Annotated in this window: 21 protein-coding genes; 5 read left to right on the top strand and 16 right to left on the bottom strand. The window is 70.3% G+C overall.

Features of this window, described 5'->3' with window-relative positions:
* The first annotated feature begins 123 nt into the window (after positions 1–123).
* Entirely contained in the window at positions 124–1,083 is a 960-nt protein-coding gene (locus ACOQPQ_RS06755) for a ribonucleotide-diphosphate reductase subunit beta (RefSeq protein ID WP_420640369.1), read from the top strand.
* Between the two features lie 13 nt (positions 1,084–1,096).
* Here the strand turns inward: ACOQPQ_RS06755 and dnaG are convergent, their stop codons facing one another.
* The 4 genes from dnaG to uppS form a co-directional block, all read right to left on the bottom strand.
* Positions 1,097–3,007, bottom strand: coding sequence for a DNA primase (dnaG, locus tag ACOQPQ_RS06760; protein WP_420638679.1), 1,911 nt, complete (start codon positions 3,005–3,007; stop codon positions 1,097–1,099).
* A 48-nt stretch (positions 3,008–3,055) separates the two neighbouring features.
* Complete coding sequence (locus tag ACOQPQ_RS06765) at positions 3,056–4,393, bottom strand: glycine--tRNA ligase (protein ID WP_420638680.1); 1,338 nt, start codon at positions 4,391–4,393, stop codon at positions 3,056–3,058.
* Positions 4,394–4,495: 102 nt separating this feature from the next.
* Entirely contained in the window at positions 4,496–5,209 is a 714-nt protein-coding gene (recO, locus tag ACOQPQ_RS06770; protein WP_420638681.1) for a DNA repair protein RecO, read from the bottom strand.
* A 48-nt stretch (positions 5,210–5,257) separates the two neighbouring features.
* Positions 5,258–5,920 (bottom strand): polyprenyl diphosphate synthase, encoded by a 663-nt coding sequence (uppS, locus tag ACOQPQ_RS06775; protein WP_420638682.1) that lies wholly within the window; start codon positions 5,918–5,920, stop codon positions 5,258–5,260.
* A 231-nt stretch (positions 5,921–6,151) separates the two neighbouring features.
* Between uppS and ACOQPQ_RS06780 the strand changes: the two genes are divergently transcribed.
* Positions 6,152–8,110 carry an ATP-dependent DNA helicase gene (locus ACOQPQ_RS06780; RefSeq protein ID WP_420638683.1) on the top strand — a complete coding sequence of 653 codons (1,959 nt, stop codon included), beginning with the start codon at positions 6,152–6,154 and terminating at the stop codon, positions 8,108–8,110.
* A 33-nt stretch (positions 8,111–8,143) separates the two neighbouring features.
* On the opposite strand, the gene ACOQPQ_RS06785 is transcribed toward ACOQPQ_RS06780, so the two are convergent.
* Genes ACOQPQ_RS06785 through ACOQPQ_RS06805 form a run of 5 tightly spaced genes read right to left on the bottom strand, consistent with a single transcriptional unit; the run spans position 8,144 to position 14,194 of the window.
* A complete protein-coding gene (locus ACOQPQ_RS06785; RefSeq protein WP_420638684.1) occupies positions 8,144–9,316 on the bottom strand; it encodes an acyl-CoA dehydrogenase family protein in 1,173 nt (390 codons plus the stop codon).
* Between the two features lie 36 nt (positions 9,317–9,352).
* A complete protein-coding gene (locus ACOQPQ_RS06790) occupies positions 9,353–11,773 on the bottom strand; it encodes a CaiB/BaiF CoA transferase family protein (protein WP_420638685.1) in 2,421 nt (806 codons plus the stop codon).
* Positions 11,774–11,807: 34 nt separating this feature from the next.
* Positions 11,808–12,710, bottom strand: a complete 903-nt coding sequence (locus tag ACOQPQ_RS06795) for a cyclase family protein (RefSeq protein WP_420638686.1) — start codon at positions 12,708–12,710, stop codon at positions 11,808–11,810.
* Between the two features lie 9 nt (positions 12,711–12,719).
* The gene (locus ACOQPQ_RS06800; RefSeq protein ID WP_420638687.1) at positions 12,720–13,421 is read right to left on the bottom strand and encodes a DUF3159 domain-containing protein; all 702 of its coding nucleotides are present in this window, start codon (positions 13,419–13,421) and stop codon (positions 12,720–12,722) included.
* A 23-nt stretch (positions 13,422–13,444) separates the two neighbouring features.
* A complete protein-coding gene (locus tag ACOQPQ_RS06805; RefSeq protein ID WP_420638688.1) occupies positions 13,445–14,194 on the bottom strand; it encodes a maleylpyruvate isomerase family mycothiol-dependent enzyme in 750 nt (249 codons plus the stop codon).
* Positions 14,195–14,247: 53 nt separating this feature from the next.
* Here ACOQPQ_RS06805 and ACOQPQ_RS06810 point away from each other — a divergent pair, with 53 nt between their 5' ends.
* Positions 14,248–14,652 (top strand): CopD family protein, encoded by a 405-nt coding sequence (locus ACOQPQ_RS06810; RefSeq protein WP_420638689.1) that lies wholly within the window; start codon positions 14,248–14,250, stop codon positions 14,650–14,652.
* A gap of 38 nt (positions 14,653–14,690) precedes the next feature.
* Here the strand turns inward: ACOQPQ_RS06810 and ACOQPQ_RS06815 are convergent, their stop codons facing one another.
* Positions 14,691–15,929: a hypothetical protein gene (locus ACOQPQ_RS06815; protein WP_420638690.1), complete on the bottom strand. Its 1,239-nt coding sequence runs from the start codon at positions 15,927–15,929 to the stop codon at positions 14,691–14,693.
* Positions 15,930–15,967: 38 nt separating this feature from the next.
* On the opposite strand from ACOQPQ_RS06815, the gene ACOQPQ_RS06820 reads away from it, so the two are divergent.
* Positions 15,968–16,786: a formate/nitrite transporter family protein gene (locus ACOQPQ_RS06820; RefSeq protein WP_420638691.1), complete on the top strand. Its 819-nt coding sequence runs from the start codon at positions 15,968–15,970 to the stop codon at positions 16,784–16,786.
* 40 nt (positions 16,787–16,826) lie between these two features.
* Positions 16,827–17,732, top strand: a complete 906-nt coding sequence (locus ACOQPQ_RS06825; protein ID WP_420638692.1) for an SDR family NAD(P)-dependent oxidoreductase — start codon at positions 16,827–16,829, stop codon at positions 17,730–17,732.
* A gap of 33 nt (positions 17,733–17,765) precedes the next feature.
* On the opposite strand, the gene ACOQPQ_RS06830 is transcribed toward ACOQPQ_RS06825, so the two are convergent.
* From ACOQPQ_RS06830 to ACOQPQ_RS06855, 6 genes are all read right to left on the bottom strand, one after another.
* The gene (locus ACOQPQ_RS06830; protein WP_420638693.1) at positions 17,766–18,392 is read right to left on the bottom strand and encodes a TrmH family RNA methyltransferase; all 627 of its coding nucleotides are present in this window, start codon (positions 18,390–18,392) and stop codon (positions 17,766–17,768) included.
* A 3-nt stretch (positions 18,393–18,395) separates the two neighbouring features.
* Positions 18,396–19,331, bottom strand: a complete 936-nt coding sequence (locus ACOQPQ_RS06835; protein ID WP_420638694.1) for an acyl-CoA dehydrogenase family protein — start codon at positions 19,329–19,331, stop codon at positions 18,396–18,398.
* A gap of 65 nt (positions 19,332–19,396) precedes the next feature.
* A complete protein-coding gene (locus ACOQPQ_RS06840) occupies positions 19,397–20,590 on the bottom strand; it encodes an acyl-CoA dehydrogenase family protein (protein ID WP_420638695.1) in 1,194 nt (397 codons plus the stop codon).
* Positions 20,591–20,661: 71 nt separating this feature from the next.
* A complete protein-coding gene (locus ACOQPQ_RS06845) occupies positions 20,662–21,189 on the bottom strand; it encodes a hypothetical protein (RefSeq protein WP_420638696.1) in 528 nt (175 codons plus the stop codon).
* Positions 21,186–21,635 (bottom strand): SRPBCC family protein, encoded by a 450-nt coding sequence (locus ACOQPQ_RS06850; RefSeq protein ID WP_420638697.1) that lies wholly within the window; start codon positions 21,633–21,635, stop codon positions 21,186–21,188. Before ACOQPQ_RS06850 ends, ACOQPQ_RS06845 begins: the two co-directional genes overlap by 4 nt.
* 77 nt (positions 21,636–21,712) lie before the next feature.
* Positions 21,713–22,522 carry an ABC transporter ATP-binding protein gene (locus ACOQPQ_RS06855; protein WP_420638698.1) on the bottom strand — a complete coding sequence of 270 codons (810 nt, stop codon included), beginning with the start codon at positions 22,520–22,522 and terminating at the stop codon, positions 21,713–21,715.
* Positions 22,523–22,537: the final 15 nt, after the last annotated feature.

The raw sequence follows: 22,537 nt of genomic DNA on the forward strand, positions 1-22,537 counted from the left end.
CTTGTCGACACCCCCCTGCTCGCCCCCGACCCGCTCCTGCGCCCGGACACCGAGCCGGTCGCCCCCACCCCACCGGCCACCGGGCGCATCCTCGATCCCGGCTTCAACCTCACCCTGCGGCCCATGCGCTACCCGCAGTTCTTCGACATGTACCGCGACGCCATCAAGAACACCTGGACGGTGGACGAGATCGACTTCTCCGACGACCTGGTCGACCTGGAACGGACCCTGTTGCCCGCCGAGAAGCACCTGGTGAACCGGCTGGTGGCTTTCTTCGCCACCGGCGACTCCATCGTGGCCAACAACCTGGTGCTCAACCTCTACCGCCACGTGAACGCCCCCGAGGCCCGGATGTACCTGTCGCGACAGCTCTACGAGGAGGCCCTGCACGTCCAGTTCTACCTGACCCTGCTGGACAACTACATCCCCGACCTGGGCGAGCGGGAAGCTGCCTTCGCCGCTATCGACAACATCCCCTCCATTCGCAAGAAGGCGGAGTTCTGCTTCCGCTGGATGCACTCGATGGACGCCATCGGCCAACTGGACACTCCCACCCAACGCCGCCAGTTCCTGTTGAACCTCATCTGCTTCGCCACCTGCATCGAGGGCCTCTTCTTCTTCGCCGCCTTTGCCTACGTCTACTTCCTGCGGTCCAAGGGCCTGCTCAACGGGCTGGCCGCCGGCACCAACTGGGTGTTTCGCGACGAGAGCTGCCACATGAACTTCGCCCTGGAGGTGGTCAACACCGTCCGGGCCGAGGAGCCCGACCTGTTCGATGCGGAACTCGGCCACCAGGTGGCCGCCATGATCCGCGAGGCGGTGGACTGCGAGTACCAGTTCGCCGAGGACCTGCTCGGCCAGGGCGTCCCCGGCATGTCGGTGGCCGACACCCGGCACTACCTGGAGTACGTGGCCGACCAGCGACTGGCCCAGCTCGGTCTGCCCAAGGAGTTCGGCTCGAAGAACCCGTTCTCGTTCATGGAACTGCAGGACGTGCAGGAACTGACCAACTTCTTCGAGCGCACCGTGGCCTCCTACCAGGTGGGCGTCGAGGGCGACGTGGCCTTCGACGAGGACTTCTAGGCGCTGCTGGTCCTCACTCCGGCGGGGCCGCCGACGAAGCCGTCCGGTCCTCACTCTGGCGGAGCACCGCCACCAGGTTCTCCGCCTCCTGGCGTTTCCACTCCGACTCCCGCAGTTTGTCGGTGGCCGACGTCAGGCTGATCACCCGTCGCAGCAACTCCTCGTCGGCGCGGCCGGTGCGGGACTGGCGCTCCAGATAATCCAACTCCCGCCGCGCCGACTCGTACAACAAGACGGCCATCACCACGTCCTGGCGGTGAGCGTTGTCCGCCAGCGTCTCGTCCTCGGCCACCAGCAGTTCCGTGATGAACTCGGCCAGCCGGGGTTCGGCCTGGGTCAACAGCGTGTCCATGTCGCGATACTCCAGCAGGGCCTCGAACGCCCCCCGGTACAGGGGGTGGTGGAACATCTCCGGGCCGATCTCGGGCCACACTCGGCCGGGATCGTGGGCGGCCAGCCACAACACCAGGCGCTCCACGTTGTCGGGCGGCGGGCCGCCGCCGTCCCCGTTGGCCCCGTGGGCGCCGAAGTCGTCCCCGCCGCCGGGGTCGAGGTGGGGCTCGCCGCCCCCGTCGGCCGGGTGGGGGGCGTCGTCGGCCCCCGAGCGGGAGGCCTGGTTTCGGCCCCGGCGAGCGGCGTCGGCCACCACCGTCCGCAAGTGATCGGCGCTGACCTGGCAGCGGTCGGCGATCGCCACCAGGTACTTGTCGCGCACTTCGGGGTTGGGGTGCTCGGCCACCAGCCGGGCGGCCCGCTCCCCCGCCCGCACCTGGCCCTTCACCGTGCCCAGGTCGGCCTCGCCCAACACCCGGTTGATGCGAAAGTCCATGAAGTCCACCGCGTCGCGCACCGAGGCGGCCAGCCGCTCGGGATCGCTCTGGGCAAGATCCCCCGGGTCGGCCCCGGCGGGCAGGTCGGCCACCGCCACCTCCAGCTCGAAGGCGTGCTCCCACTGGGAGAACCGCTCGGCCGCGGTTTGGCCGGCGGAGTCAGCGTCGAAGGCCAACACGATGCGGGGGGCGAACCGCCGCAGCACCCGCACGTGGTCCTCGGTGAGCGCGGTACCACAGGTGGCCACCGCCCGGGGGATGCCGGCGGTGGCGAAGCCGATCACGTCGGTGTAGCCCTCGCACACGATGACCTCACCGGAGTTCACGATGTCCTGCTTGGCCCAGTTCAGCCCGTAGAGCACCCGGGACTTGCGGTACACGGCGTTGTCCACCGAGTTCTTGTACTTGGGGCCCTCCCCGCCGGGCAGGACCCGCCCGCCGAACCCCACCGGGCGACCGCTGGGATCGAAGATGGGGAACAGCACCCGGGCCCGGAAGCTGTCCTGGATGCGGCCCCCCTTGTTGCGAAAACCCAACCCGGCGTCGGAGAACACCTGCGCCGACATGCCCGCCTCCGCACCCACCCCCAACCCCACCGCCAGTTCGTCCCACCCGTCGGGGGCCCAGCCGAGCTTGTAGCGGCGGACCACCTCACCGTCGTAGCCCCGCAGGCGCAGGTACCCCCGGGCCGGACCCGCGTCGGCGGCGGTCAACAACCGCTGGTGGTACCACTCCACCGCCTGTTCGAGAGCCTCGGTGAGCTTGCCCCGCTTGAGGCGGTCGCTGCCCTCCCCAGGGGCGGTGTAGCGCAGCGTGATCCCCGACCGGGCGGCCAGGCGCTCCACCGCGTCGGGAAAGTCGGCGTGCTCCACCTCCCGCACAAAGGTGATGGCGTCGCCGCTGGCCTTGCAGCCGAAGCAGTGGTACACGCCCATCTCGGCGTTCACGGAAAACGACGGGGTCTTCTCGGCGTGAAACGGACACAGCCCCTGCCAGCGGCGGCCGACCCGCTTCAGCGGCACGTACTCGCCGATGACCGCGACAATGTCGGTTGCCTCTCTCACCCGGGCCACGTCGTCGTCGTGGATGCCCACAACCTGAGACTACGCCGAAGCGGTGACAACTCGTAGTGGGGCGCCGCCCTACAGGGCCAGCTTGGCCCCCAGGTGTTCGCTCAACCCGTCGATGGGCACCCGATCCTGGTCCATGGTGTCGCGGTCGCGCACGGTGACCGCCCGATCCTCCAGGGTGTCGAAGTCCACGGTCACGCAGTAGGGCGTGCCGATCTCGTCCTGGCGGCGGTAGCGCCGGCCGATGGACTGGGTCACGTCGTAGTCGGTCATCCACCGGGGCTGGAGCAGGCCCAGCACCTCCTCGGACACCGCCTGCAGCTCGGGCTTCTTCGACAGCGGCAGCACCGCCGCCTTGTAGGGGGCCAGGCGGGGGTGCAGCCGGAGCACGGTACGGGTGTCCCCCCGCACCTCCTCGGTGTCGTAGGCGGCCAACAGAAACGCCATCATCGTCCGGGTGGCCCCGGCGGCCGGCTCGATCACATGGGGGCGGTAGCGCTCGTTGGCCTGCTGGTCGTAGAACTCCAGGTCGGTGCCCGAGTGTTGGGCGTGCTGGGCCAGGTCGTAGTCGGTGCGGTTGGCGATGCCCTCCAGCTCGCCCCACCCCCACGGAAACAGGTACTCCACGTCGGCCGTGCCCGCCGAGTAATGGCTCAGCTCGTCGGTCCCGTGAGGCCGCAGCCGCAGGTGCTCGGCGGGGATGCCCAACTCGGTGTACCAGTCCAACCGAGCCTGGCACCAGTACTCGAACCACCGGGAGGCCTCCTCGGGGGGCACGAAGAACTCCAGCTCCATCTGCTCGAACTCCCGGGTGCGGAAGATGAAGTTGCCCGGGGTGATCTCGTTGCGGAACGACTTGCCGATCTGGGCGATGCCGAACGGCGGCTTGTGGCGCATGGTGTTCAACACGTTGGCGAAGTTGATGAACATGCCCTGTGCCGTCTCGGGCCGCAGGTAGACGTCGGCGCCCGCCCCGGCCACCGGGCCCGCCTGGGTGCGGAACATCAGGTTGAACTCCCGCGCCTCGGTGAACTGCCCGACCGCCCCGCAATTGGGACAGGTCTCGGAGTCGTCCAGATGGTCCTCCCGGAATCGGCTGCCGCAGCTCCGACAGTCCACCAGAGGATCGGAGAAGTTGGTCAGATGGCCCGACGCCTCCCAAACCTCGGGGGGCGACAAAATAGAGGCGTCCAGGCCCACCACATCGGTGCGGAGTTGCACCATGGTCCGCCACCAGGCGTCCTTCACGTTGCGCAGCAACAGCACCCCGAGGGGGCCGTAGTCGTAGGCACTGCGGAAGCCGCCGTAGATCTCCGCCGACTGGTACACGAACCCCCGCCGCTTGCACAGGTTGACCACGCTGTCCATCAGATCCCCGCCCACAACCGGGGCGGTGCTGCCACTGCTCATGGGGAGGCAGGCTACCGGGCTGCTGTGACCGGACCGCCACCCATATCGATTGCCCATATCGGCGGGCCGTGGGGGTGAGCCCAAGGGCTCGACGGCCGGCCGTCAGGAGTAGGCGTCAACCGCCCGCAGTCGGCGTTCCAGGTGGTACTCGAGGGCCGCGGTGGCCAGATGCTCCACCTCGCCGGTGGCCGCGGAGGCCGATTGGGCCAGCGCCGCGCCCAGCCTGCCGTCCAACACCATGCGCAACAGCTCCAGCGCCTCCGACGACAGGGGCGACCCCCGGCGGCACCCCCGGCACAGGCCGCCCCCGCTGGCGTAGTCGAAGGCCACCAGATCGTCACCGTCCCCGCACAGGGCGCACACCCCCACCTCGGGGCCCACCCCGTCGTGAACCAGCAGCTTCAGGTAGAAGGCGGGCACCACCAACGCCGAGTCCCCGGCGTCGAGCGACCGCAACCCACCCAACAGCATCCGGTACAGCGCCCCGTCGGGCTCCCGGTCCACCCCCACCCGGTCCACCGCCTCCAGCATGGCCATGGCCTTGCCCAGCCGGGCCAGATCCTCCCGCACCGCCCGAAACCGGTCCACCGTCTCGGTCTGGGTGACCACGTCCAACTCGCTGCGCCCCCGGTGAAGCTGGAGCTGCACGTGGCTGGTGGGCTCCAAGCGACCCCCGAAGCGGCTCCGGGTCTTGCGCACCCCCTTGGCCACCGCTCGGACCTTGCCGTGGCCGCGGGTGCAGAACACCACGATACGGTCGGCCTCGCCCAACCGATAGGTGCGCAACACGATCCCCTCGTCGCGATACAGGCTCACCGGCGCGAGCCCTCCCGGCCTCGGTCACCCGCCTCGTTCACCGCAGACCTACCGGACCCGGCCGAATCGGCGGTGACGGTGCTGGTACTCGGCGATGGCGGCGAACAGGTCGCGGCGGGAGAAGTCGGGCCACAGCACGTCGGTGAACACCAACTCGCTGTAGGCCAGCTCCCACAGCAGGAAGTTGGAGATCCGGTACTCCCCCGACGTGCGAATGATGAGGTCGGGCTCGGGCATCTCCAGGTCGTACAGGTGACGGGCAATGGTTCGCTCGTTGATCCGGCGGGAGGGAATGCGCTGGGCGGCGATGCGCTTGACCGCGTCCACGATCTCGGCCCGACCCCCGTAGTTGAAGGCGATCACCAGCGTCATGTGCTGGTTGTCGCGGGTGAGCTCGATGGCCTCGTCCATCTCGTTGATGAGCCCCTTGGGCACCCGCCAGTCCCGCCGGCCCACGAAGCGGATGCGCACCCCCATCTCGTGCAGCTCCGTGCAGCGTCGGCGCAGGATGGTGCGGTTGAAGTTCAACAAGAAGCGCACCTCGTCGTCGGGGCGGTTCCAGTTCTCGGTGGAAAAGGCGTAGACGGTGAGCCACTCGATGCCCAGCTCCAGGGCGCCCTCGATCACGTCGAACAGGGCGTGCTCGCCCTGCTCGTGGCCCTCGGTGCGGGCCATGCCCCGCTGTTCGGCCCACCGGCCGTTGCCGTCCATGACACAGCCCACGTGGCGAGGAATTCGAGTCGGATCGAGGCCATGGCCGGACGCGCCCACACCTGAACGGTACTCCTCAAAGCGTCCGGATTGGGGGCGCAGGCCCGGCCTCCCCGCCGATGGGGCCGAAGCGTCCGGGTACTCGCCGATACACCCCGGATTGGGGGCGCAGGCCCGGCCTCCCCGCCGATGGGGCCCGAGGGGGCGAGCCCCCGGTGTAGCGTCGGGGCGGTGCCCGACATCGCCGCTGCTCACGAGGTGCTGGAGGCAGCCGTTGGGACGTTGGCCGGCGGAGGCGAACGGCGGCCGGGCCAACAGGAAATGTGCGCCGCGGTGGCCCGCGCCGTGGCCTCGGGGCGGCACCTGGTGGTGGCCGCGGGCACCGGCACCGGCAAGTCGCTGGCCTATCTGGTACCGCTGGCGCTGAGCCCCGGTCCGTCGATCGTGGCCACCGCCACCAAGACCCTCCAAGACCAACTGGTCGACAAGGACCTCCCCCAACTGGCCGACGCCCTCGAAACCTGGCGGGCCGACGAGAGCCGCCACCGGGAAGACCCCGACCCCTCCGACGAACCGTGGCTGCCACTGCGCTTCGCCGTGCTCAAGGGCCGGTCCAACTATCTGTGCGTGCAGCGGCTGCAGGAGCTGGCCGACGACGACCAACTCCGCCTGGAAATCACCGACGGACCCCGAGCAGAGATCTCCCGGCTGGCCGCCTGGGCCCAACACAGCCCCACCGGCGACCGGGCCGATCTGGACTTCGAGCCCTCGGCGACGGCCTGGGACGCCCTCAGCGTGTCGGGCCGAGAATGCCCCGGCGCCAACCGGTGCCCGTCCGGGCCGGACTGCTTTGCCGAACGGGCCCGCCACCGGGCCGAAGAGGCCGACATCGTGGTGGTCAACACCCACCTCTACTGCCTGCACCTGTTCAGCGACGCCCCGCTGCTGCCCGACCACGACGCCGTGGTCATCGACGAGGCCCACGGCCTGGAGGACATCGTGTCCGACACCGCCGGGGTGTCGCTCACCGGGGGCCGCTTCGACGAACTGGCCCGCCTCCTGCGGGCGGTGGTGGCCGACTCTGCGGCCTCAGGCGACCTCGAGGACGTGGGCAGTCTCCTCCGGGAGACCCTGGCCCCCTGGCGGGACAAACCCCTGCCCGCTCCCCTGCCCGCCGAACTGCAGCAACTGGCGGTGCTGGCCCAGGGCCGGGTGAACCAGGCCGCCACCGAACTGCGGGCGGTGCCCGACAACGCCCCCGGCGAGGCCATCCCCCGCAAGGTGCGGGCCCTGCTGGTGGCCTCGGCCCTCACCGACGACCTGAACCGGGCGGTGGAGGCCACCGCCGCCGAGGTGTCGTGGGTGTCGGGCACCGAATCGGCCCCGGCGTGGCGCATGGCTCCCATCCGGTTGGGGCACCTGCTGACCGAGCACCTGTGGGAAACCACCACCTCGATCCTGACCAGCGCCACCATCCCCATGAACCTGGGCGAGATCCTGGGGCTCGAGCCCGACGAGCACGACGCCATCGACGTGGGCAGCCCCTTCGACTACGAGGCCAACGGGCTGCTCTACTGCGCCAAGCACCTGCCCGACCCCCGCAGCGACGGCTACGAGGCGGCCCTCCACGACGAGCTGGCCGTGCTGATCGAAGCCGCCGGGGGCCGCACCCTGGCCCTGTTCACCAGCTACCGGGCCATGGACCGGGCCGCCGACGCCCTGCGAGACCAACTCGACTTTCGCATCTACACCCAGCGGGACCTGCCCAAACCCGAGCTGCTGCGGCACTTCTCCGACGAGGAGGAGAGCTGCCTGTTCGCCACCATGAGCATGTGGCAGGGGGTGGACGTGCCCGGCCCCTCGCTGTCGCTGGTGACCATCGACCGGCTGCCCTTCCCCCGCCCCGACGATCCCCTGTTGGAGGCCCGCCGGGAACGCTACGGGGCCGAGGCCTTCCGCCTGGTCGACCTGCCCCGGGCCGCCACCCGCCTGGCCCAGGGGGCGGGTCGGCTCATCCGACGGGGCGACGACCGGGGGGTGGTGGCGGTGCTCGACTCCCGCATGGCCCGGGCCGGTTACCGCTGGGAGCTGGTCCGGGCCCTGCCGCCGTTCCGCCGAACCGCCGACCGTGACCAGGTGGTGACCCGGTTGCGAACCCTCAGCGAGGAGAGCGAGGCAGCCGGGCCGTAGACCGGTTGCCGGCCGTAGCGCGGTTGCGGCTTCTCAGCGGGGAGATCGGGGCAGGCCCAGGCCCGCCGTGGCGATGATGTCGCGCTGCACCTCGTTCACGCCGCCCCCGAAGGTCCCCACCGGCGCCCCCCGGTAGGCCTGCTCCAGCTCCCCGGCCAGCACCGCCTCGGGGGTGCCCTTCACCAGGCAGGCCCGCGGCCCCAGCACCTCCATCAGGCTCCGCAGCGCGCTCACCCGAAGCTCGGTGCCGAACACCTTCATGGCCGAGGCGTCGGCCGGCTGAAGCTCGGTGTCCTCCAGGGCGGCGGCCACCTTCCAGTTGTACATCTTCAGCGCCTCGTTGCGGGCGAACACCTCGGCCAGGGCCAGGCGCACCCACTCCTGGTCGATCACCCGGCGGCCGTCGTCCAGGGTGGTGTGGCGGGCCCAGTCCACCACCCGGCGCAGCGGCCCGTCGATGTTGCCGGCGGGGGCCAACCCCACCCGCTCGTGGTTGAGCTGGGCGGTGATGAGCTTCCACCCCCCGTTCACCTCGCCGATGCGGGCCCCGTCGGGCACCCGGATGTCGTGGTAGTAGGTGGCGTTGGTGTGTCCCCCGCCCAGCAGCCATATGGGGGTGTGGCTGAACCCCTCGAGGGTGGTGTCCACCGCGAAGATGGTGATGCCCTTGTGCTTGGGGGCGTCGGGATCGGTGCGGGTGGCCAGCCACACCCAGTCGGCCTCGTGGCCCCCGGTCGTCCAGATCTTCTGCCCGTTGACGACCCACTCGTCGCCGTCGCGCACCGCCCGGGTGGTGAGCGAGGCCAGGTCGGTGCCTGCGGTGGGCTCGGAGTAGCCGATGGCGAAGTGCAGCTCCCCGGCCAGGATCTTGGGCAGGAAGTACGCCTTTTGCTCCTCGGTGCCGTATACGTTCAGCGCCGGGCCCACCGTGTTCAGGGTGACGAACGGCAGCGGGGCCCCGGCCCGGTTGGCCTCCTCGAAGAAGATGAGTTGCTCCAGCGGGGTGTAGCCCTGGCCACCCCATTCGGTGGGCCAGCCCACCCCCAGCCAGCCGTCCTTGCCCAGTTGGCGGATGGTCTCCTTGTACACCGGTCCGCCGTGCTCGCCCCCCAACGCCTCCCGCCGCTCGGGCGTCATCAGGCCCTCGAAGTACTCCCGCAGGGTGGACTGGAGCTTGAGCTGCTGGTCAGAGAGCGCGAGGAACATGGCCGTTGATGGTAACGCCTGGCTGCCCGGCCACCCTCAGCCCCACAGGACGGGGCGGGTGCCGATCACCTGCGCCTCGGCCAAGCGGGCGATCTCGGCCTCGTCCAGGCCCAGCACCTCGCTCAGCACCTCGTGGTTGTGCTCCCCCAGGGTGGGCGCCGGTCTGCCGAGCCGGTGGTAGCTCCCGTCCAGGCGGCCGGGGAAGCTGGGATAGGGCACCCGGCCCACCACCGAGTGGTCCATCCACTGCTGGTGACCCCGAGCCGCGAGCTGCGGGTTGTCCAGGGACTGGCGGCCGGTGATCACCGGGGCGGCCGGCACCCCGGCGGCCAGCAGTTCGGCCACCGCCTCGTCCCGGTCCCGGTCGGCCACCCAGGCGCCGATGGCGGCGTCGATCTCGTCGTGGTGGCGGTGCCGCTCGCCGCGCTCCGACCACGCCGTCCACTTGTCGTGGCCCAGGAGTCGGGCCACGGCGGGCCACTGGGCGTCGTCGTCCACCGAGATCACCACCCAGCGATCCTCCCCGGCGGCGGCGTAGATGCCCTGGGGGGCGGCGTAGGGCGACCGGTTGCCCTGTCGCTCCAGCAGCTCGCCGTAGGCCGTCCACTCGATCACCTGCTCGGCGGCCGCGTTCAGCCCCGCCTCCACCAGGGGGACCTCCACCAACAGGCCCTCTCCGGTCTGGGCTCGGCGCTCCAGGGCCAACAGGGTGGCGAACACCGCGTGCATGCCCCCGAGCTGGTCGCACACCCCCCGGGGAACCAACGGCGGGCCCTCGGGGTCGCCGGTGAGGAAGGCCAGGCCGCTGGCCTGCTCGATGGTCATGGCGAAGCCGGTGCGGTCGCGCCACGGCCCGGTCAGGCCGAAGGCGGGCATCCGCACCATGATGGCGTGGGGATTCAGCCGGTGGACCTCGTCCCAGTCCAGGCCGAAGTTCTCCACCACACGGGGGGAGTAGTTCTCGATGACGATGTCGGACATCGCCACCAGGCGCTTCACCAGGGCCATGCCGTCGTCGCTGGACAGGTCCAGGGTGACCGAGCGCTTACCGGTGTTGGCCCCGTGGGTGACCGGACTCCACTCCCACAGGTCGTCGCGTTGCAGCCCGCTGGCGAAGCGCATCCCGTCGGGCCGCTGGATGGACTCCACCTTGATCACGTCGGCCCCGAGGGCCGCCAGCAGACACGACGCCACCGGCCCGGCCCAGAAGGTGGCCAGATCGCACACCCGCAACCCGGCCACGGGCAGCGACGGCTCCGTCCGAGGCTCCCCCGGCTGGGGCGGGGCCTCCGAGGGCCTTGGCGACGCCCACTGCTCGGCGTCGGCTTCGCCCAGGGCGGGGGCCGCTCGCACCGGGGTCGACGGGTGGCCGCCGAGCAGGTAGGGCACCCGGGGCTGGGTGAACCCTCCGGGGTTGGCCACGTACACGCCCCGCTCTTGGAAGTGGTCGATCTGGGCCACCCGGCTGCCATCGCCGATGGGGGTCACCGGCACCCGCAACAGGGTGGCCTTGTCCACGATCTCGTCCACGGTGTGAGCCTTGGTGTAGCGGGCGATGCGGTCCCACACCTCCTGGCGGCGGTCCATCCGACCGTCGGCCTTGGCCAAGTCCGGGTCGTCGGCCATGGCGGGATCATCGATGACCACGCAGAAGTCCTTGAACTGCTGACCGGTGATGGTGCAAAAGCCCACCCACCCGTCCTGGGCCGGTTCCACCGACGGGATCTCGATGGAGCGGGCCCCGGTGCGGGAATCGGGGGCGTAGGCCGCGTACAGGTGGGCGTACACCACGAAGCTGGTGGTCATGGCCTCGTAGGCCGACACGTCCACGTGCTCGCCCGGACGTCCGTCCTGTCGGGCGGCAGTGACCGCGGCCAGCCCCAGCGAGGCGGCGTTGGCCGCCACCAGGAACTCCCCCAGCTTGCCCCCCACCCCGAAGGGCATCTCGCCGGGAATGCCCCGACCCTCGGTGGATCCCACCCAGGCCTGGAGGGTGAACTCGTTGGCCGGTCGCTGGTCCCACGGCCCGCCCCGGCCCCACGGCGAGATCGACACCAGCACCAGGGCCGGATTGCGCGCGGCCAGCTCCTGGTGGCCCAAGCCCAGGGACTCCACCACCCCCGCCCCCAGGTCCTCCACCACCGCATCGGCCCCGGCGGCCAGCTCCAACAGACCGGCTCGCCCAGCCGGGTCGCCCACGTCCAACCTCACGCTGCGCTTGCCCGCATTGAGGAACTGGAAGAAGGCCCCGTCGCCCGCGTCCCCCCCGGCCGGTGATCCCGATGCCGACCACGACCGCCACCGGTCCCCCTCGGGGGGTTCCACGGTGATGACCTCGGCTCCGGCGTCGGCGAACAGCTTGGCGGCGTAGGCCCCGCCGATGGTGCGGGTGAGTTCCAGCACCCGCAGGTGGCCGAGCACCGCCCCCTCGGCCGCACCCATCCGGGCCGCGCTCATGGCCGTCGCCGAAACCGGAGGCGTCGTACCGTTGCTAACCGATGACCACCGGGTTGATGGGGCTGCCGGTGGCGCCGGTCACGTTCAGCGGCGACACCGTGATGAAGCCCTCGTGACAGCCGTCGGCGGCCATCTGGGAGAAGTTCAGGAACTCCAGCATGTAGATGCCCGCGCCCACCAGGAGAATCTTGTGGACGGTGAGAAAGTCGTTCTCGTCGAACGGGATGACCTCCACCGCGGCGTTGTCGCTGCCCACGGCCACCACGTCGTGGGCGGCCAGCCACTGGGCCCCGTCGTTGTTGATGCCCGGCTGGGCGAAGGGCTGCTCGGCCCCCGGATCGGCGTTCAGCGACCACCACATGTCCAGATACCCGGTGCGGATCAGCACGGTGTCCCCCGCCCGTACCTCCGTGCCCTGGGCCTCGGCGCAGGCCGCCAGGTCGGCGCCCCCCAGCGGGGTGCCCGGCTCCAGCCAGCGCTCGGCTCCCGTGTGGGCCACCATGTCGAGCAGCACCGCCCGGCCGGCAATGGCGCCCACCTTCTCGATGCCCAGGCGGGAGGCCCCGGTGTGGGTCTTCATGGCCTCCTTGGAGAAGCCGTTGTAGTGCTGGTCCTCGCCGTACACGTGGCACAGGGCGTCCATGTGGCTGGTGGTGTGGGAGGCGAACACCAGCACGTCCTCGTGGGCCCCGGTGCCCGCGTGACAGCCGTAGGCCTCGTAGATCCCCTCGTCGGAGGCGTTCTGCAGGGTGAGCCGCATGGGGGTGCCCCGGTAGTCCATGAGGGGCACGCCCTGCGACTGGATGGGAATGCCCAGCGGATACACCTTGCCGGTGGTGATGGACGCACCGGCCTGCTTGACCACCTCGGGGGTGAGCAGGTTCAGCGCCCCCCGCTCGTCCTCGTCACCCCATCGGCCCCAGTTGTTGTCTGCCATGGGGCGATCCTACTCATCATCGGTTTGCGGAGGCGAGACCCCTGGCCGCTTCATGCCCGGCGACGCCAGACGACGCTCCAGCAGGGTCATCAAGCCGGGGAAGCCGGGGATGCGCCGCAGTCGGCGGTCCAGGAACACCCCGATCACCACCAGGGTCAGAAGCGACAGGCCCCAGTTGACCCCCAGCCGGATGAGCACGAACTTGTTGATGGAGGCGTTCTGCAACAGCCAGGTGTCGAACCCGACGCTCATGAGCACCACCAACGCCACCCCGATCGACACCCGGTTGGTGGCCGACCGGAACTCGGGGTGGGACCGGGTGTCCCGATCCAGGGGCAACAGAAACGACAGGGCGTAGCCGGTGACGTTGCGGCCGATGGCCACCGACCCCGCCAGGGCCAGCGCGGCCAGGCCCTTGGCCCCGATGCCGATGCCGAAGTACACCTCCTCGCTGTCGTAGATGATCCCGAGGGTGCCCCGGATCAGCAGGTACACCACGATGATGGGCATCACCCGACCCAGGGGCAGGCCCCGGCGGTACCGGCTGACCTGGGCCTTGACCGCCCACAGCGTCATGGCCCCGATGGCCCACACCAGCCCGCCCACGCTGTTGAGCACCAGGAACAACGCGATGGGCATGTACTGGTCCACCACGTCGGCCCTGGTCGGGGCGACCGGCGTCCGGTACGGCGAGGTGGGGTCGTCGCTCACGGGCAGTCTCGGGGAGCGCGGGGCTAGCGGGACAGGGCGAACCAGGCCCGGGCGGCATCGGCGTCACCGAAGGTCTCCACGCCGGGGTGGTCCAATCCGATGCGCTCCCACGACAACAACAGCAGTTCGGCCCCGCCCGCCCGCACGGCGGCGTCGCCCTTGGCGTGCTCCAGGCTCATCTTGATGCGCCCGCCGTCGTTGGACAGCAGCCACTCGCCGTCGCCGTCGGTACGGTGCAGGTGCAAGGTGGCGTCGGGCAGGCCCATGTCCCAGTTGGCCACCGCGAAGGGCAGCACCAACTCGAACAGCTCGCTCACCCCGTCGGCGGCCAGGTCGGCGTCGATGGGACCGGGCTCGCCGAAGGCGGCCTCGGCGTCCCAGCGGTGGACGGCGGTCTCGTGGGCCATGCGGCGGAAGTAGAAGGCCATGGTGTGCTGGCCGGCCCAACTCCACACCGGCTCATCCGGCTCGGCCCCGGCCAAGGCCTCCTGCACGAACCGGTGCCCCTCCTCGAACCACTCCACGATGGCGTCGCCCTCGGGCGGACGGGGAATCTGGTCGGCGGGGATCATCTCGGTGGCCCGTTCGGCCACGTGCCGCCCCACCGAGCGGTACACCCGGCCCACGTGGGCCAACAGCTTGGCCACCGTCCAGCCCGGACACGAGGGCACCTCGGCCTCCAGGTTCCTCCGACCGGCGGCGGCAATGGCCTCCCCGTCGGCGGCCAGGGCCTCCATGTAGGTGGATCGGTCGATGCGCGGTACCGGACTCATGGCCCGACCGTAGCAATCTCCACCCGACCGACCGCTACCGCTAGATTGAGGCCATGATCGAAGCCAATTGGGACGTGGAAACCCTCCGGGTGTTCCTGCACATCTTGGGCGCCGCCGTGTGGGTGGGAGGCCAGATCGTGGTGGCCGCGCTGGTGCCCGCGTTGCGCCGGGTCGGCCCCGAGGCCACCCAGGCCGCCGCCCGCCAGTTCGCCCGCGTGGCCTGGCCGTTCTTCGCGGTGGCCGTGGTGAGCGGCATCTGGAACCTGGCCGAGGTGGAGTTCGACGACGTGGCCACCAGCTACCACGTCACCCTCACCGTCAAGGTGGTGTTGGTGATCGCCACCGGGGTGGCCGCCTGGCGCCACAGCGTGGCCACCAACCCTCGCCGCATCGCCCTCACCGGCGCCCTGTCCGGCCTGACCGCCGTGGGCACCGTGCTGGTGGGCGTGGCCCTGTAGCCACCTCGCCCCGGTTCACCCGCGATCCTCGGCGACCCTCAGATACCCGAGGTGAGGTAGCCGAGGTCTTCCGGTAGGGCCAGGTCCAGACCGACCTCAAAGGCGGCCCGAGCCCCGAACAGGGAGTCCATGGCCTCCCGGGCGACGTCGTAGGCCCGATGGATCTCGTCCAGCGCCCCGACTCCCACCACCGCTCGGGCCTCGATCAGGGCGTCGGCGGCCACCGCCCGGTTCTCCAGCAGCAACGCGTCCACCGCGTCGCTGGTGTTCTGCACCTCCAACAGCAGCTTCTTCATGTCGATGGCGGCGTCCCGGGCGGCGTCGTACATGCTGGTGGGGGCATCGGGATCCTCCAGCGAGGAGGTGAAGGCCGACGCCGCGTAGGGATCGTCGGTGGCGCGGTCGTCGCCGATGGCCGACTGGAACTCGAACATGGTGGTCGCGGCGGCGCTGTGGTTGGCCCGAATCTCGGCCAGGTCGCTCCAGAGATGGTCGGCCACCGCCGCGTTGTAGGCGGTGCGGGCCACCGCCAACGCGGTCAGCGCCCGACGGAACTCACCGATGGCCGACATTCGGATGTCGGCCGACAACGTGGCCCGGACATCGCCGGCCAGCGCCGTTCGGCCCACGGTGGTCGACGCCTGCTGGTAGTCGGTTCGGGCCCGGTCCAGCATCACCAGCGCCTCGTCGATTTCCTGATAGTCGGTGCGGCCCCCCACCAGCACCGACAGTGATTGGGCCATCTTGACGTAGCTCTGCTCGCCAGCCCGGCGTCCCGCCTCCGTGTCCTGCTCCTCGGCCAGGGTGGCCAGCGCCCCGGCGAGGTGTACGGAATAGCCCCCCACCGAGCCCGCTGCTTCTCCCGTTGCGCTCTCGGCCACGTCCCCGGCGGCCCCCGGCTCTTCCCCCGCTGCTCCGGGGTCACCGGGCGCGGGCGGGGCCGGCGTCAAACCGGGCGACACCGTGGCGGCGTACGCCGCGTTCACCTCGGCCAGCGTGCGACGGGCCGCATCGGCGTACACCGCCACCGACTGTTTGGCCCGGAGCGCCTCGGCCATGGCCACGACCGCCGCCTTGTCGGCGTCGTGGGCGGTGGCGTTGGCCTCGTCGTCCCAGTCGGAGATCTGGGCGAAGAACTGGGAGCGCTGGACCGCGTCAGCCGCCTCGCCGATGTGGGCACAGGCGCTGCGCAGGGCTTCCACCGCGCTGGAGTAGTACCGGGAGTCGGCGACCACCCCTCCCGGCGGGAAGTCGGCGCCCGTTGCGGATTCAACCATGGCCCCGACGCTAGTGGCGTGTGGGTAAGAATGGGGGTATGTCGGACGCGTTGACACCCGAGGAGATCGCCCGAAAAATCAAGCGGGCGGGCATCGGCAAGGCCAAATTCGACCTGTCCCAGACCACCATGCTCGGCATCATGGCCGGGGCCTTCATCGCCTTGGGCGGGGTGTTCGCCCTCACCCTGGCGGTCAACCCGGAGCTGGGCACCGGTCCCAGCCGGTTGCTCATCGGGGTGGCCTTCTCGGTGGGCCTGCTGTTGGTGGTGATCACCGGGGCGGAGCTGTTCACCGGCAACAACCTCATGGTGGCCAGTTTCTTCAGCCGCCGCATCAGCGGGCGGGAACTGACCCGCAACTGGGCGCTGGCCTTCGCCGCCAACCTCATCGGCGCCCTGGTGATCGTGTTCATGCTCTACTTCAGCCGCTGGTGGGCCCAGGGCGACTACTCGTTCTCGGTGCGGACCATCCAGATCGCCAACGACAAGGTGAACCTCTCCTTCGGCACCGGATTCGTGCGGGGGGTGTTGGCCAACGTGCTGGTGTGTTTGGCGGTGTGGCTGGCTGCCGCGGGCCGCACCCTGGTGGACAAAATGGTGGGGATCATCCTGCCCATCGCCGCGTTCGTGGCCGCCGGGTTCGAGCACAGCATCGCCAACATGTTCTTTCTGCCCCTGGGTTGGCTGGTGTCAGCCGACGCCGATGCCCTGGCCGCCGCCGGACTCACCAGCGAGCAGATCGGCCGCTTGAACTTCCCGTGGATCGTCCACAACCTGGCCGCCGTCACCCTCGGCAACATCGTCGGAGGCGCCCTCGTCGGCCTCGCCAACTGGACCGTCTACCTCCGCCGCCAGTAGTCGGCGGTGCGGGGGAGAATGGGGGGATAGCGTGGGAAGGGTGAGTGAACGGCTGGCGGGGCGGGCGGCGATGGTGACGGGGGCCGGCAACGGTATAGGGAGAGCCATTGCGCTGTTGCTGGCCGGACACGGGGCTCAGGTGGTGGTGAACGACCTGGGCACCGATGAGATGGGCGAGGGAATCGACGTCTCCCACGCCGCTCGGACGGTGGCGGAGATCGAGGCGAACGGGGGCACCGCCGTGGCCAACCACGCCGACGTGGCCACCTTTGCGGGGGCCGGGGGCGTGGTGCAGCAGGTGGTGGACACGTATGGGCGCATCGACATCGCCGTGAACTGCGCCGGGGCGGCCATCGAGGGGTCGATCTACGAAATGCCTCCCGAGCTGTACCACAAGACCATTGCCCTGCAGATGTCCCAGAAGTGGTACGTCGCCCGCCACGCCGTACCCCTGATGGTGTCCCAGGGTTGGGGCCGAGTGGTCAACACCACCTCGCACGGCGCGCTCGGCGACCTGGGCCAACCGGCATTCGCGGCGGCCATGGGCGGAGTCATCTCCATGACCAAGGCTCTGGCTACCGAGACCACCGGAACCGGGGTCACCGTCAATTGCCTGGCCCCGGGCGCCGCCACTCGGCTGCACGCCAAGTCCCACGACGACTTTCAGGCCTGGCACGAGCAGGGGATCATCGACGACGAGATGTGGCAGAGCTACCTCACCACTCCCCCGCCCGAGTATGTCGCCCCGGCGGTGGTTTGGCTCTGCACCGACACCGCCGACTACGTGAGTGGACAGGTGGTCCACGCCGCGGGCGGTCAAGTGGCGGTGTTCAACCACCTGCGGGAGGAACGGGCCATCTACCGGGGCGACCACAGCCAAGTCGACCCCTGGACGCTGGATGAACTCGATCATCTGGTGCCCCGCAACCTCTTGCCGAGACCCTGAATGACGGCCCGGTGGGTGGTGCTTCCGGAAGGGTCAGAGGGCGTGAGTGCAGACCCAGCGGTGCATGGCGATGCCGGAGGCCACCCCGGCGTTGACGGAGCGGGTGGAGCCGAACTGGGTGATGGCCAGCACCACCTCGCAAGCGGCCACCGCCTCGGGTGACAGACCGGGGCCTTCCTGGCCGAACAGGAGCACGCACCGCTCCGGCAGGTCGTGGCTCTCGATGGGCACCGCACCAGCACCGTTGTCGATACCCAACAGGGGCAGGCCGGCCCCGGCGGCCCAGGCCACCAGGTCGGCCAACTCCGGGTGATGGTGGACGTGCAGGTAGCGGTCGGTGACCATGGCCCCCCGCCGGTTCCAGCGCCGACGCCCCACGATGTGTACCGCGGCCGCCCCGAAGGCGTTGGCGTTGCGGACCATGGTGCCGATGTTGAGGTCGTGCTGCCAGTTCTCCACGGCCACGTGAAACCCGTGGCGGCGGCCGTCCAGGTCGGCCACGATGGCCTCCTGGCGCCAGAAGCGATAGCCGTCGACCACGTTGCGGGTGTCGCCCGCCTCCACCAGCTCGGGATCGAGATGAGGCAACAGCTTCTCGGTCCATCGCCGGGTACCACGCGGTTTGGCGTCTCGGCCCTCCCGGTCAGAGCCCGACGACACCGATCACACCAGCGCGGCGATGCGCTCGGCGTGCTCGTCCAGTGAGCCGAAGCTGGGGGTGAGCGCCCAGGCCCGCTTGAGGTACAGGTGGGCGTCGATCTCCCAGGTGAACCCCATGCCGCCGTGGATCTGCACGCAGTCCTTGCCGTTGTGGTCGGCGGCCTCGGCCGCGAGGATGCGGGCCCCGGACACCGCCCGGCCCACGTCGCCCAGCTCGGGGGAATCCAGCACGCAACCGGCAAAGTACAGGGCGGCCCGAGCCACCTCCTCCCGGCTGAACATGTCGGCACAGAGGTGCTTGATCGCCTGGAACTGGCCGATGGGCTTGCCGAACTGCCGCCGCTCCCCGGCGTAGGCCACGGCCAGCTCTCGGGCCCCCTGGGCCACACCCACCTGCAGGGCCGAACTCAACAGCACGGCCCGGTCGGCCCATCCCCCGGCGTCGGCCACCCGATCACCTCGGGGCAACCCGGCCATCCGGGCCAGCGGGGTCAGGGGATCCACCGATTGCACCGCCTGGCCCCCCAGGTCGGCGGCGTCCACCCGCCACACCCCGTCGCCGTCCACCACCAAAAGGGCGTCGATCACGTCGGGGTACTCCACCAGCGCCGGGCCCTCGGTGCGCTCGATGAGGCCCACCACGGCGTCGTCGGTCACCCCGGCGGCCAACAGGGTGCCCACCAACGGTCCCGGCACCAGGGCCCGCCCCAATTGCTCGTACACCAGCACGGCATCGGCCCAACCCAACCCGACCCCGCCGTCGGCCTCCGGCACCACCAAAGAGAACACGCCGGTCTCGGTCAACTCGTCCCACCGCCGCCGGTCCACGCCCCCGCAATCGGCCAGCCCCCGCACGGTGTCGATGTCGAACCGCCCCTGGCACAAGTCCCGGATGCCCTCGCTCAGCGCAACCTGATCCTCCGACAACTCGAAATCCATCTATCGCTCCCCGTTGGCGAGCACCAGGGCCACGCCGCCACCGAGCATGCCGCTTGGGCCCATCATCACCGCTCCTTGGGCAAGCCCAGGATGCGCTCGCCGATGATGTTTCGTTGGATCTGGGAGGTGCCCGCCGCGATGGACAGGCTGAGCACGTACAGCCGTGAGGCCACCAGGTCGCCGCCGGTCTGCTCGTCGCCCACGTCATCGGCGAAGGCCAGCGCCTCCCGCTCCAGCATCCGGTGGGCCAAATCGGCCATCCGCTTTTTCACCTCGGCGTAGTACACCTTGAACACCGAGCCGCCCGGGCCCGGCATCCCGGTGCGCTGGGCCTGCGAGACCACTCGCTTGGTCAACGCCCACAGGGCGTCGTACTCGGCCTGCAGACGACCGATCTCCCGGCGCACCTCCACGTCGTCCCACACCGAACCCCCCGGGCGGGGAATGAGCCGGGCCTCCGCGGCCATCTCGGCGAGCTGGGTCATGGTGCCCAGCAGCTCGCTGATGAAGGCCGTGCCCCGCTCGAAGCTGAACGTGACCATGGCCACCCGCCAGCCGTCGTTCTCGTCGCCCACCCGGTTCTCCACCGGCACCCGGACCTCGTCGAAGAACACCTCGCAGAACTCGCTGGAGCCGGCCACCGTGGTGATGGGTCGGATCTCGATACCGGGCAGGTCCATCGGGCAGATCAGCCAGGTGATGCCCCGATGTTTGGGGGCCTCGGTATCGGTGCGCACCAGCAGCTCGCAGTAGTCGGCCACATGGCCGAACGACGTCCAGATCTTCTGGCCCGACACTACGTAGTGGTCGCCGTCGCGAATCGCCCGGGTGGACAGCGAGGCCAAATCGGAGCCCGCGTTGGGTTCGGAGAACCCTTGGCACCACACCTCCTCGCCCTTCAAGATGGCGGGCAAGTGGGCGGCCTGCTGGGCCGGGGTGGCCTCGGCAATCAGCGTCGGCCCGGCGTGGAGCAGCCCCACGAAGTTGACCCCCACGTAAGGGGCGCCCATCCGGGTGGTCTCCTCCAGGAAGATCAGGTGCTCGGTGGGCGTGGACCCCCGGCCCCCGAACTCCGCCGGCCAGTTGATGCCCGCGTAGCCGGCGTCGTACTGCATTCGCTGCCAGGCCGTGTCCCACTCTCGGCGACCGGCCCAGTCCGTGCGCTCAGGAGGCGGTCCCAGGGTGGGGAGCACGGCCCCGAGCCACTCCCGCAGTTCGTCGCGAAACGCCTCCTCGGCCGCCGTGAATCGCAGATCCATCGCCGGTCATCGTATCTGCCGCCACTGGATCCATCGCTACGGCAGGGGATCCACCGCTACAGGATCTCCCGCTAAATCAGTGCCAGGAGTTGGTCCATGAGGTGGTCGATCTCGGCGGCACAGGCCACGAAGGCGGGGTCCTCCCCGCCACCGGGATCCACCACCTCCTCGGCGCCCGCGACTTCCACGTCGGCCAGCCGGAGGGCGGCCACCCGTTGGCCGAGGGGGGCTGGGCCGGGCGGCAGCTCGGCCACCAGGTGCTTGATGGTGGCCGTGCGGGCCGCGGCCTCGGGGTGCATCCGGCGCACGTAGTCCACGTGCTCGGGGGCGAAGGCCACGATGAGGTCGGCCCCGTCGGCATCGGCGGCGGTGAGCTGATGGCTGCGGTGGGCGGGATCGGCCAGGCCCAACCCCTCCAGGGCCCGCCGGGTTCGCCCACTCATGGGCAGGCCCTCGATGCTGTGGGTGCCCGCCCCGATGAACCGCACCGCCTCGGTACGGGCCCGACCCATCACCACCGCCATCACCGACCGGGCCGCGTTGCCGGTACACAGCATCACCACCGCCGGCCGGGGATCAACCGTGGCGGGACCGGTCACGCGGATCGGGCCCGGCGCTCCGCTTCCCCGGCGATGCCGGTGGCCATCCTGGCCACCACCGAGGACATGATCGGTCGCAGGATGCCACCGGTGAACGGCACCAGCGTCTCGAACCACGTGTCCCAGTGGAGCCGGCAGCTCTCGTTGCCCTCGTCGGCCACCAGCGTCAACTCCGAACGGCAATTTCGCACCGGCAGCGGCAGGTTCAACATGCGGTAGGCCATGCGGTGGGGGGGCTCGAAGGCGGTGATCTCCTCGCGGGTGTTCACCGGGCCGGTACGGAACACCCGTATGGCGCCCACCCCGTTGGGTTCGGGCGAGCCCTCCACCTCGAGGTCCACCTGCGACGCCGGTGTCCAGCGGGCGTAGAGGGCGTGATCGGTCATCACCTCCCAGGCGATCTCCTGAGGGGCGGCAATGGGGGTCGAAGACGACACGGTCTGCATGGATCAACTCAGCTCATCGGGGGCGGGCAGGGCAGGATGCGCAATCTTGGGGCGGCCGTCGCCCCGTCGGTCGGTGGTCATCCCAGGTAGGCGTCCCGGACGGCCGGGTTGGTGCGGACCTCCTCGGGCGACCCCTCGCCGATCACCTGTCCCAGGTTCAACACGGTGATGCGGTCACACTGGGCCATGACGAAGGCCACGTCGTGTTCCACCAGCAGCACCGAGCAATGGTCCTCGGCCCGAATGGCCTGGATGATCTGGCCGAGCTGCTCGGCCTCGTCGTGTTCGATGCCCGAGGTGGGCTCGTCCAACAGCAGCAGCTTGGGACGAGCCACGATGGCCCGGGCCAACTCCACCATCCGGGCCCGAGCGATGGGCAACTCCCCCGCCGGGGTGTCCCGGACATCGGTCAGGCCGCACCGCTCCAGCACCTCATCGGTCCGTTCGCGCCGCCGGGCTTCGATGCGACGGCGGGACGGCCAGGCGACCAAGTCGGCGGCAATGCCTCCCCCGCCCCCTTCCCACTCCAGCGCAGAGAGCACGTTGTCGGCCACCGACAGCCAGCCGAAGGGCTGCTGGCGCTGAAAAGTGCGGCGGATGCCCCGGCGGGCCCGCCAGGTGGCCGGTCGCCCGGTGATGTCCTCGCCCTCCAGCCGGATGGCCCCGGCGCTCGGCGTGTTCACCCCGGTGATGCTGTCGAACAGGGTGGTCTTGCCCGCGCCGTTGGGCCCGATGAGCCCCCGAATCTCGCCGGGGGGCACCGCCAGGGACACCCCGTCCACGGCCACCACGCCACCGAAGCGCACCACCACACCCTCGACCGCCAACAGGGCGCCGTCCGCCTCGGGGGTCCGCTCTGCCACCGCCGTCGCCCCCTCCGTGCTCATCCCCGCCACGCTATC

This window comes from Candidatus Poriferisocius sp. (genome assembly GCF_965219775.1).
In the GTDB taxonomy this organism is placed as follows: Bacteria; Actinomycetota; Acidimicrobiia; order Acidimicrobiales; family Bin134; genus Poriferisocius.